A 9,937-nucleotide genomic window follows, 5' to 3' on the forward strand; every position below is an offset into this window, starting at 1 on the left:
TGCGACCGCACGGGCCTTGTGCGGCGGAATCGTGAAGCGCACACATCCCGTTGCACCCGGGAAAGAGCGGGCGGCTATGGTCACTTCCACTGTGTTGGGTGCTCTAGGTGTGTGGGGGGACGGAACGTGCGCCTGAGTCTGACCGTCGTCGACCCGGTCGGCGGTGCAGCCGCCGACGTGGTGCTCGACGCAGATCCCGAGTCGACCGTCGGGGACGTCGCGAGAGAGCTGGCCCGGCAGGTCGGGCTGGGGTATCCGGACCCCGGCGAGGGCGGCGCCCAGGTCATCCCCATCGGCGCGCACCGGCAACAGGCCGCCGCCGTCCCGGTCTCCGGGCCGCTCGCCTACGTCGACGGGTACGCCCTCGACCCCGCCGCCACCGTCGTCGGCTCGCCGCTGCGTGACGGTGTCGTCGTCAGTCTGCACGATCCCGCCGGGTGTCTGCTCGGTGAGCCCACCGGCATCGTCGAGTTCCGGGTCGCCGGCGGTCCCGCCGCCGGCGCCGTGCACCGGCTCGGCGTCGGGCGGTACGACATCGGCGCCGGACCCGCCTCCCATCTCCGCGTCGAGGACCCCGAACTGCCCGCCCGCGCCGCCACCCTCACCATCGCCATCGACGGCACCTGCAAACTCCAGGTGCACAGCGAAGGCGCCAGGCTGGACGGGGAGAGTGTGGAGAGCGGCGGGGACTGGCCGCTCGGCGCTCAACTCGCCCTCGGTAACACCCTTCTCGAAATCACCGGGTACGCCCCGCCCAACGCCGCGCTCAAGTGGTCCGACGACGGTGCCGGGCTCGACTACAACCGCCCCCCGCGGCTGCGGCCCGCCGACCGGCAGACGCACTTCTCGCTGCCCAACCCGCTCGGTGACTACGAGGCCCGGCCGCTGCCCTGGCTGATGGCGCTGCTGCCGCTGGTCGGTGCCGTCGTCTCCGTGATGATGTTCGGGCGCTGGTACTACCTGATCATGGCGCTGATGAGCCCCCTGATGCTCTTCGGCAACTACTTCATGGACAAGAAGCACGGCAGGAAGTCCCACGCCAAGCAGCTCAAGGAGTACAAGGAGCACAAGGCGCGGATCGAGGGGGAGGCGCAGGAGGCGCTGGCCGCGGAGCGGACCGCACGGCGGGCCGCGGTGCCGGACCCGGCCGCCGTGCTGACGTACGGCACCGGACCGCGGACACGGCTGTGGGAGCGGCGGCGCACCGACGCCGACCACCTGCTGATCCGGTTCGGCACCGGGCGCGTGCCCTCCGAGGTCGAGCTCGACGACCCCGAGCAGGACGAGCACAAGCGCAAGGTCCGCTGGTACATCGAGGACGCCCCGGTCGGTCTCTCGCTGCGCGACCTCGGGGTGATCGGCGTCGCCGGGCCCGGTGACTCGGCGCATGCGCTGGGGCGTTGGGCCGTCGCCCAGACCGCCGTCCTGCACAGCCCCATGGACGTGCAGTTCTACGTCCTCACCGACAACGACGCCGGAGACCGGTGGGACTGGGTGCGGTGGCTGCCGCACTCCCGCCCGGCCGGCGGGCAGGACGTGAACGTCCTCATCGGCACCGACTCCGAGACCGTCGGCGCCCGCGTCGGCGAGCTCACCCAGCTCCTCGACGGCCGGCAGAAGGCCCTGCAGAAGGGCGGCCGGAGCAAGACGGACGGGCCGGCGTTCTCCGACCCGGACATCGTGGTGGTGTGGGACGGCTCCCGGCGGCTTCGGTCCATGCCCGGTGTCGTACGGCTGCTGAAGGAGGGGCCGGGCGTCGCCATCCGCTCCCTCTGCCTGGACGAGGAGGAACGGTTCCTGCCCGGCGAGTGCCAGGGGGTCGTGGTCGCCGAGCCTCGGGCCACCGAGGAGGCCGCGCAGGCGGCGCCCGTGGCACAGCAGGCCGTCGGCGGCTTTCCGTCCTTCCAGGCCTGGCATCCCCAGAGCGGCGGCGGGGGCGAGGAACAGGCGCCGCAGGAACTGGAGTTGCGACTGCGTGTCGAGCAGAGCGGGGCGCTGCGCAAGCTGAACGTGCGGCCCGACCTCGTCTCCGCCGCCTGGTGCGCGCGGCTCGCCCGCTCGCTCTCCCCGCTGCGCGACATCAGCGGCGAGAGCGAGGACTCCGCGCTGCCCGCCGCCAGCCGGCTGCTCGACGTGCTCCAGCTGGAGCCGCCCACGCGGGACGCGATAGCCGCGCGCTGGCGGATGGGCGGGCAGTCGACGATGGCGGTCATCGGGGAGTCGTACGACGGTCCGTTCGGCATCGACCTGCGGCGCGACGGGCCGCACGGGCTGATCGCCGGTACCACCGGTTCCGGCAAGTCGGAGCTGCTGCAGACCATCGTGGCCGCGCTGGCCGTCGCCAACACCCCCGAGAACATGACGTTCGTGCTCGTCGACTACAAGGGCGGCTCGGCGTTCAAGGACTGCGTGAAGCTGCCGCACACCGTGGGCATGGTCACCGACCTCGACGCCCACCTCGTGGAGCGGGCCCTGGAGTCGCTGGGGGCGGAGCTCAAGCGGCGCGAGCACATCCTCGCGGCCGCCGACGCCAAGGACATCGAGGACTACCAGGACCTCGTCAGAAGGGACCCCTCCCGCTCCCCCGTCCCCCGGCTCCTCATCGTCATCGACGAGTTCGCGTCCATGGTGCGCGACCTGCCCGACTTCGTCACGGGACTGGTGAACATCGCCCAGCGAGGGCGGTCGCTCGGGATCCACCTGCTGCTCGCCACCCAGCGGCCCTCCGGTGTCGTGTCGCCCGAGATCCGCGCCAACACCAACCTCCGGATCGCGCTGCGCGTGACCGACGCCGGTGAGTCGACCGACGTCATCGACGCGCCCGACGCCGGGCACATCGCGAAGAGCACGCCGGGCCGGGCGTACGTCCGGCTCGGGCACGCCTCGCTGGTCCCCTTCCAGTCGGGGCGGGTCGGCGGACGGCGGCCGGGGGCCGCGGACCCGGCCACGCTCGCCCCCTGGGCCGGGGCGCTGACCTGGCAGGACCTCGGGCGGGCCGCGCTGCGCAAGCCGAGGTCCGAGGCGAAGGAGGACGACGAGATCACCGACCTGAAGGTGCTCGTCGACGCCGTCCGCGAGGCCAACTCCGACCTGCGGATCCCCGCCCAGCACTCGCCGTGGCTGCCGGCCCTCGACGACATGCTGCTGCTCGACGACGTGCCGGCCGTGCAGGCGCAGGGCGCGCTGCCCGCCGCCGCGTACGGTGTCGAGGACCTGCCCGCCGACCAGGCCCGCCGCGCGGTCGCCGTCGACTTCGCGACCTTCGGGCACCTCATCGTCGCGGGCGCCCCGCGCACCGGGCGCTCCCAGGTGCTGCGCACCATCGCCGGTTCGCTGGCCCGCACCAACTCCTGCGCCGACGTGCACCTGTACGGCATCGACTGCGGCAACGGCGCGCTGAACGCACTGACCCGGCTGCCGCACTGCGGTGCGGTCGTCGGCCGCAACCAGACGGAGCGGGTGGAACGGCTCATGGCTCGTCTGTCGGGCGAGCTGAACCGTCGTCAGGAGCTGCTCGCCGACCGAGGGTTCGCGGACATCGGCGAGCAGCGGGCGGCCGTGCCGGAGGCGGAACGGCTGCCGCACATCGTGCTGCTCCTGGACCGCTGGGAGGGCTGGCTGCCCACCCTCGGCGAGCTGAACCACGGTGACCTCACCGACCAGATCATGGTGATGATGCGGGAGGGCGCGAGCGTCGGCATCCATCTCGTCCTCACCGGTGACCGGCAGATCCTGGCCGGCCGGATCTCCTCCCTCACCGAGGACAAGTACGGCCTGCGGCTCGCCGACCGCGCCGACTTCTCGATGCTGGACATCAACTCCCGCAAGGTCCCCGAGGAGATCCCGCCCGGCCGCGCCTTCCGCAGCGAGACGGCCGCCGAGACGCAGTTCGCGTTGCTCTCCGCGGACACCACCGGTCAGGGGCAGAACGCGGCGATCGTCGCGATCGGCGAGTCGGCCGAGGCCCGCGACGCCGAGGTGCCGCGTTCCCGGCGCCCGTTCCGGGTGGACGTGCTGCCCGGCCGGATCTCCTTCGAGGACGCCTGGGCGATGCGCACCCCGGCCGCGGCGGCCGCCCCGCTGTGGGCCCTGGTCGGTGTCGGCGGCGACGAACTCACCGCCTTCGGACCGGACCTGGCCCAGGGCGTTCCCGCGTTCGTGATCGGCGGGCCCGCCAAGTCCGGCCGCTCCACCGCCCTGTTGGGCTTCGCCCGCTCCTACCTCGCGAACGGCGTACGGATCGTCGTGGCCGCGCCCCGGCAGTCGCCGTTGCGTGAACTGGAGGGCCGCGACGGCGTGTTGAAGGTCTTCACCGGGCGGGACGTGGACGAGGACGAGCTGACGGAGGTGCTGTCGTCGGCGTCCCCGGCCGAGCCGGTCGTCGTACTCGTCGACGACGCCGAGGTGCTGGACGACTGCGACGCCGAGGACGTCTTCAAGCGGATCGTGGAGCGCGGCACCGAGGAGGGCCTCGCCGTCGTCATCGCCGGTGACGAGGACGAGATCTGCGACGGCTTCTCGGGCTGGCAGGTCGACGCCAAGAAGGCGCGCCGGGGCATCCTGCTCTCCCCGCAGGAGTCCGGCTCGGGCGAGCTGATCGGCATCCGGACCACCCGGGCCATGGTGGGCGGCCCGATCCAGCCCGGCAAGGGCATGCTGCACCTGGGCAGCGGGGAGCACGTCACGGTGACGACCCCGCAGTAGCCGGGAGCGGTCGAAGGGCGGGGGTCCCCGGGTGTCCTCGGTCCCCCGCCTTCGAGGGTTCCCTCAGTCCCCCGCCTTCGACATCACCGCCACCGGGTTCCCCTCCGCCGAGCTGTCCGACGTGTAGACCAGGTCGCCGTGGCTCGGGGTCAGGTAGACGGTGTTCGTGCCGGGGTCGCAGCCGTCGTGGTTGCCCTTGGCGCCGGTCGAGGAGGCGACGAGCCGTGCCGCCGTCACCGATCTCAGGATGAGGACGTCCGTGCAGACCCCGCCCAGCTGGTCGGTCTGCCGCAGCCGGCCCAGCTCGTGCCCGACCGCCGCCTGCTCGACGGTGATCCGGAAGGTGCCGACGGGCAGGTTGCCGGACAGGGCGGTGGCCGAGCCCTGCCAGGTGCCGAGATAGGCCGCCGGGATCTGCCCGCCGCCGGACGCGGACGACGGCGCGGACGCGGACGACGAGGCGGACGTCGACGCGGACGTCGACGCGGACGTCGAGGGCGGCTTGGCGGCGGCACCCGTGTCACCGCCCGCCCCGTCGCCGCCGGACCCGAGGAACGGTCGCACCAGGAACCCCACCCCGACGGTGACCACCGCCAGCGCCGCCGCCACCGCGAGCGCCACGGTGCAGCTCACCCGGCGGCCACGGCCGCCCTCCCCCGGTACGGCGGTGGCGGCGACGCTCACGGACACCTTGCCGGGCGACCCGGGCGCCCCCTGCGACGTGGGCGCGGCATCCCGCGGCCCCGGTAGGACGGCGGGCACGGCCTCGGGCGGCACCGTCGGCGGCGGTCCGAACTCCCCCGCCACGGACGGGGTGCTGAACTCCACCGGCCCGGACGCCGGTACCGCGGCCGGCACGGCCTCCGCGGCCTCCAGGTTCAGCACCTCCACCGCGCTCCGGCTCACCCGCTCCACCAGCGCCCCCGGCAGCCACCCGCCGGCCACCAGCCGTGCGGCTCCCTCCGGAGCCAGCCGCCGGGCCACCTCCGCCGGGGCCGGCCGCCGTCCCGGCTCCTTCACGAGGCAGGCCTCGGCGACCTCGCGCAGCTCACCACCGAGCGAGCCGAGTTCGGGCTCCTCGTGGACGACCTTGTAGAGGAGCGCGGCCGACGAGTCCCCGGGGAACGGCGCCGCCCCGTTGGCCGCGTACGCCAGCACCGCGCCGAGGGAGAAGACGTCCGCGGCGCCCGTGGCGCCCTTGCCGAGGATCTGCTCCGGGGACATGTATCCGGGCGAGCCGATCGACACCCCCGACGACGTCAGGGATGCCGTGCCGTCCGTGGCGCGGGCGATGCCGAAGTCGATGAGGAGCGGCCCGTCGAGGGTCAGCAGCACGTTCGACGGCTTCACGTCCCGGTGCACGAGACCCAGTTCGTGCACCGCCGCCAGGGCCTCGGCGAGCCCGGCACCGAGCGCCCGTACGGTGTGCCCGGGCAGCGGGCCGCCGTCGGTCACGGCGGCCGTCAGGGAGGGACCGGCCGCGTAGGCCGTGGCGACCCAGGGCACGGGGGCGTCCGGGTCGGCGTCCAGGACCGAGGCGGTCCAGGCGCCGCCGACCCGCCGCGCGGCCTGCACCTCGCGGCGGAAGCGGGCACGGAACTCCTCGTCCAGCGCGAAGTGCGGGTGCACGATCTTGACGGCGACGGAGCGGCCGCCGGCCGAACGGCCCAGATAGACGCGGCCCATGCCGCCGGAGCCGAGCCGGCCGAGCAGCCGGTACGGCCCGACGGCCGTGGGTTCGTCGCCCGCGAGCGGCAGCATGTGCCCTCACCCCCCAGAGAGTTCGGCAGCAGCCTATTCGCTCCGCGGGTTCGGCAGTTTGCTTTGCCGCGGGTCAGGCAGTGGCTTTGCGGCCGGTCAGGCAGTGGCTTTGCCGCGGGTCCGGTGGGGGCGGGTCGCGCAGTTCCCCGCGCCCCTTTCGGGGCGCGGCTCCGCGGGGCGTGTCACGGAGACAGCAGCTCGACCCGCACATCCGCCGCGAACCCGGTCGTCGGGCCGACCCGGCGGGCGAACTCCGCGACCGCCGCCAGCTGCGACGCGCCGAAGCTGAAGTCGAGGGTGGTGAAGTACTGGGCGAGGGTCGCCTCGTCGAAGGCCTCCCAGCGGGCGGCCTGTTCGGCGACCTTGGCGACCTCCTCCAGGGAGAGGTTGCGGGAGTCGAGGAAGGCGCCGTGCACCTCACGGGTGAGGTGCGGCTCGCGCTCCAGGTAGTCCCGGCGCGCCGCCCACACCGCGAAGACGAACGGCAGGCCCGTCCACTCCTTCCACAGCGCACCGAGGTCGTGGACCTGGAGGCCGTAGCGCGGACCGTCCAGCAGGTTGGCGCGCAGGGCCGCGTCGCCGATCAGGACCGCCGCGTCCGCCTCCTGCATCATCAGGCTGAGGTCGGGCGGGCAGGTGTAGTACTCGGGCTGGACGCCGTAGCGGTCGGCGAGCAGCAGCTGGGCGAGGCGGACCGAGGTGCGCGAGGTGGAGCCGAGGGCGACCCGGCGGCCGTCCAGCTGGTCCAGCGGCACCTGCGAGACGATCACGCAGGACATCACCGGGCCGTCGCAGCCGACGGCGATGTCCGGGAAGGCGACCAGGTCGTCTGCGTTGCGCAGGAATTCGACGAGGGTGATGGGCCCGATGTCGAGGTCGCCGCGCACCAACTGCTCGCTGAGCTTCTCAGGGGTGTCCTTGGTCAGCTCGAAGTCGAGGAGGGTGCCGGTTCTCGCGAGCCCCCAGTAGAGGGGCAGGCAGTTCAGGAACTGGATGTGGCCGACGCGCGGCCGGGTGCGAGAATTGTCCACATCGCGAGACTAGACCCCATGGGGTACCGTGCTGGGACCGCCCCCACCCCTGGAGTCCCGACCGTCCCTGCGGTCAACCCGCCCTCGGGGGCATTCAAACGTCCGGGTGACGTGATCTTGGCCTCTGTTGCGTTCGGCTGCCCACATGCTAGGCTCGCCGCAAGTTGCAGTTTGGTTTCCCTTGCAGTACAGAGCCTGCGGAGCATGTAACCGCGGGCTCTCGTAGTTTTCAGACATATGCAGTTGTGCGGCACTTAGTTTGTTTTCACACTTGCAGGTTCTGGAGCAGGGCGACCCTTTGGGCCCAAGGAGGGCTTATGGCTACCGGAACCGTGAAGTGGTTCAACGCCGAAAAGGGCTTTGGTTTCATCGCCCAGGAAGGCGGCGGCCCCGACGTCTTCGTCCACTACTCCGCGATCAACGCCAGCGGGTTCCGCTCCCTGGAGGAGAACCAGCAGGTGAGCTTCGACGTCACGCAGGGCCCGAAGGGTCCGCAGGCGGAGAACGTCACCCCCGTCTGATCCCAGACGAACCACGTCTGATCGCAGACTGAGTGCAGTACCCAAGGAGCCCCGCGCCGTCAGGCGACGGGGCTCCTGCCTTTTCCTCCCGGCTCAGACGTGCTGCATCACCAGGACGAACGTGGTGCCGGGCGCCAGCGCCTCGTAGAGATGCGGGACATCGCCGCGATATGTCAGATAGTCACCCGGGTTCAATACGACGGTTTCTCCGCGCGGCCCGGCCTTGACCTGCCCGCTGCATACGACGAGATGTTCCACCGTTCCCGGAATGTGCGGCTCGGACTCCCGCGCCACGCCCGGCTCCATCCGCAGGTGGTAGATGTCCCGGCGGACGCCGGGCGGGCTGGACGACAGCAGGGTCGCGGCGAAGTCGGCCCGCTCCGACGCGACCGTGGGCCCCTCCCCCACCCGGATCACCTGGACGCCGGAGACCGGCGGCTCGACCAGCGCGCTGAACGGCACGCCGAGCGCCACGCCCAGCGACCACAGCGTCTCCACGCTCGGATTGCCGCCGCCCGCCTCCAGTTGGGACAGCGTCGACTTCGCGACACCGGCCCGTTTGGCCAGCTCGGACAGGGAGAGCCCGGCCCGGGCCCGCTCGCGCTTCAGCGCCCCGGCGATCCACTCCATGGGGAGCCGGTCCGGCCGGTCGGGCCGGCCGGTTGCCTCGGACATCACGATCGTTCGCTCCATCGGTACGATTGTTCGCCTTGACGAACACCACTCTACGCGTTCACTGTAAAGAACATGCGTTCGCCAAACCGAACAACCCGAGCGGCCCGAGCGGCCCGAGCGGCTGAACGTCCGGCCCGGCCGCCGGGAACGGCATCCCTGGTCCGGGACAGTTCACTCGTCTGGCTGGCCGGCGGGATCGTCGGCGTCTCCTTCGGCGCGGTCAGCGTCGCCGGCGGCCTGCCGTGGTGGGTCCCGGTCCTGATGTCCCTCGTGGTCTACGCCGGTTCGGCCCAGTTCAGCGCGGTCGGCGTGCTGCTCGCCGGCGGCGGCCCGCTGGCGGCCGCGGCCACCGGCCTGCTCCTCAACACCCGCACGGCGGCCTTCGGCCTCGCCGTCGCCGGCCTGCTCGGCCCCGGCCGCGCCACCCGTCTGCTCGGCGCCCACCTGGTCACCGACGAGACGGTGGCCTTCGCCCTGTCCCAGCCGGATCCGGGCCGCCGCCGGGCCGCGTTCTGGGTCTGCGGGCTCGGCCTGTTCGCCGCCTGGAACGTGGGGGTGGCAGCCGGGGCGCTCGCCGGCAGCGCCCTCGGCGACACCGGCCGCTACGGCCTGGACGCGGCGTTCCCGGCCGTGCTGGTCGCCCTGGTCCTGCCCGCCCTCCGCGCGGACCGGGGTGTACGGCGCGCGGCCCTGCTCGGCGCGGCGATCGCCCTCGCGGCGGCCCACGCCGTCCCGGCCGGAATCCCGGTCCTCCTCGCCCTGCTGGGCCTGTTCACGCTTCCGGGGGTACGACGATGAACGCGACGGTGGTCATGATCCTGGTCCTCTCCCTCGGCACGTACGCCTTCCGCCTGGTGGGCCCGGCGCTGCACGGCCGGGTGGAGATCCCGGCGCGGGTCCAGGAACTGGCGGCGGCCGCGGCGGTCGTGCTCCTGACGGCCCTGCTGGCCACCGGGGCGCTGACCGAGGGCGGCGGCTTCGCGGGGATCGCCCGCCCGGCCGGGGTGCTGGCCGCGGGCGTACTGGCCTGGCGCAGGGCGCCGTTCGTGGTCGTGGTCCTGGGGGCCGCGGCGGTGACGGCCCTGCTGCGGGCGGCCGGGGTCGGCTGAGCGCACCACCGACGGAGCCGCGCGGCCGCGCCGCCGTGACCGTCGGCCTCCGCCGGCTCCCCACGTCGACGCAGGGGGACTTCCCCCACGTCGGCCGAGACGCACGCCGCCGCGCCCGCACCGGGGGTGCGGGCGC

7 protein-coding genes are annotated in these 9,937 nt (G+C 73.1%); 4 read left to right on the top strand and 3 right to left on the bottom strand.

Translation table 11 applies throughout. The features are described 5' to 3' along the window. Positions 1 to 126: 126 nt before the first annotated feature. Positions 127 to 4,704 (top strand): FtsK/SpoIIIE domain-containing protein, encoded by a 4,578-nt coding sequence (locus AB0472_RS32735; protein ID WP_366361805.1) that lies wholly within the window; start codon positions 127 to 129, stop codon positions 4,702 to 4,704. A gap of 63 nt (positions 4,705 to 4,767) precedes the next feature. On the opposite strand, the gene AB0472_RS32740 is transcribed toward AB0472_RS32735, so the two are convergent. Together AB0472_RS32740 and AB0472_RS32745 are read right to left on the bottom strand one after the other, a co-directional pair. Beyond that, complete coding sequence (locus tag AB0472_RS32740; protein WP_366361807.1) at positions 4,768 to 6,465, bottom strand: serine/threonine-protein kinase; 1,698 nt, start codon at positions 6,463 to 6,465, stop codon at positions 4,768 to 4,770. A gap of 182 nt (positions 6,466 to 6,647) precedes the next feature. Then, positions 6,648 to 7,496, bottom strand: a complete 849-nt coding sequence (locus AB0472_RS32745) for a menaquinone biosynthesis protein (RefSeq protein ID WP_366361809.1) — start codon at positions 7,494 to 7,496, stop codon at positions 6,648 to 6,650. 317 nt (positions 7,497 to 7,813) lie between these two features. Between AB0472_RS32745 and AB0472_RS32750 the strand changes: the two genes are divergently transcribed. Beyond that, positions 7,814 to 8,017 carry a cold-shock protein gene (locus AB0472_RS32750; protein WP_003992177.1) on the top strand — a complete coding sequence of 68 codons (204 nt, stop codon included), beginning with the start codon at positions 7,814 to 7,816 and terminating at the stop codon, positions 8,015 to 8,017. Between the two features lie 93 nt (positions 8,018 to 8,110). Here the strand turns inward: AB0472_RS32750 and AB0472_RS32755 are convergent, their stop codons facing one another. Then, the gene (locus tag AB0472_RS32755) at positions 8,111 to 8,710 is read right to left on the bottom strand and encodes an XRE family transcriptional regulator (RefSeq protein ID WP_366361811.1); all 600 of its coding nucleotides are present in this window, start codon (positions 8,708 to 8,710) and stop codon (positions 8,111 to 8,113) included. Between the two features lie 54 nt (positions 8,711 to 8,764). Here AB0472_RS32755 and AB0472_RS32760 point away from each other — a divergent pair, with 54 nt between their 5' ends. Further along, positions 8,765 to 9,490 (top strand): AzlC family ABC transporter permease, encoded by a 726-nt coding sequence (locus AB0472_RS32760; RefSeq protein ID WP_366361813.1) that lies wholly within the window; start codon positions 8,765 to 8,767, stop codon positions 9,488 to 9,490. Next, a complete protein-coding gene (locus AB0472_RS32765) occupies positions 9,487 to 9,801 on the top strand; it encodes an AzlD domain-containing protein (protein ID WP_366361815.1) in 315 nt (104 codons plus the stop codon). The genes AB0472_RS32760 and AB0472_RS32765 overlap by 4 nt, the downstream gene beginning before the upstream one ends. Positions 9,802 to 9,937 lie beyond the last annotated feature (136 nt).

The organism is Streptomyces sp. NPDC086777 (assembly GCF_040702065.1).
GTDB lineage: Bacteria > Actinomycetota > Actinomycetes > Streptomycetales > Streptomycetaceae > Streptomyces.

Coding starts and splice junctions, on each gene's coding strand:
- AB0472_RS32760 (WP_366361813.1), top strand. CDS start 8,765: ATGCGTTCGCCAAACCGAACAACCCGAGCGGCCCGAGCGGCCCGAGCG.
- AB0472_RS32750 (WP_003992177.1), top strand. CDS start 7,814: ATGGCTACCGGAACCGTGAAGTGGTTCAACGCCGAAAAGGGCTTTGGT.
- AB0472_RS32740 (WP_366361807.1), bottom strand. CDS start 6,465: ATGCTGCCGCTCGCGGGCGACGAACCCACGGCCGTCGGGCCGTACCGG.
- AB0472_RS32765 (WP_366361815.1), top strand. CDS start 9,487: ATGAACGCGACGGTGGTCATGATCCTGGTCCTCTCCCTCGGCACGTAC.
- AB0472_RS32755 (WP_366361811.1), bottom strand. CDS start 8,710: ATGGAGCGAACGATCGTGATGTCCGAGGCAACCGGCCGGCCCGACCGG.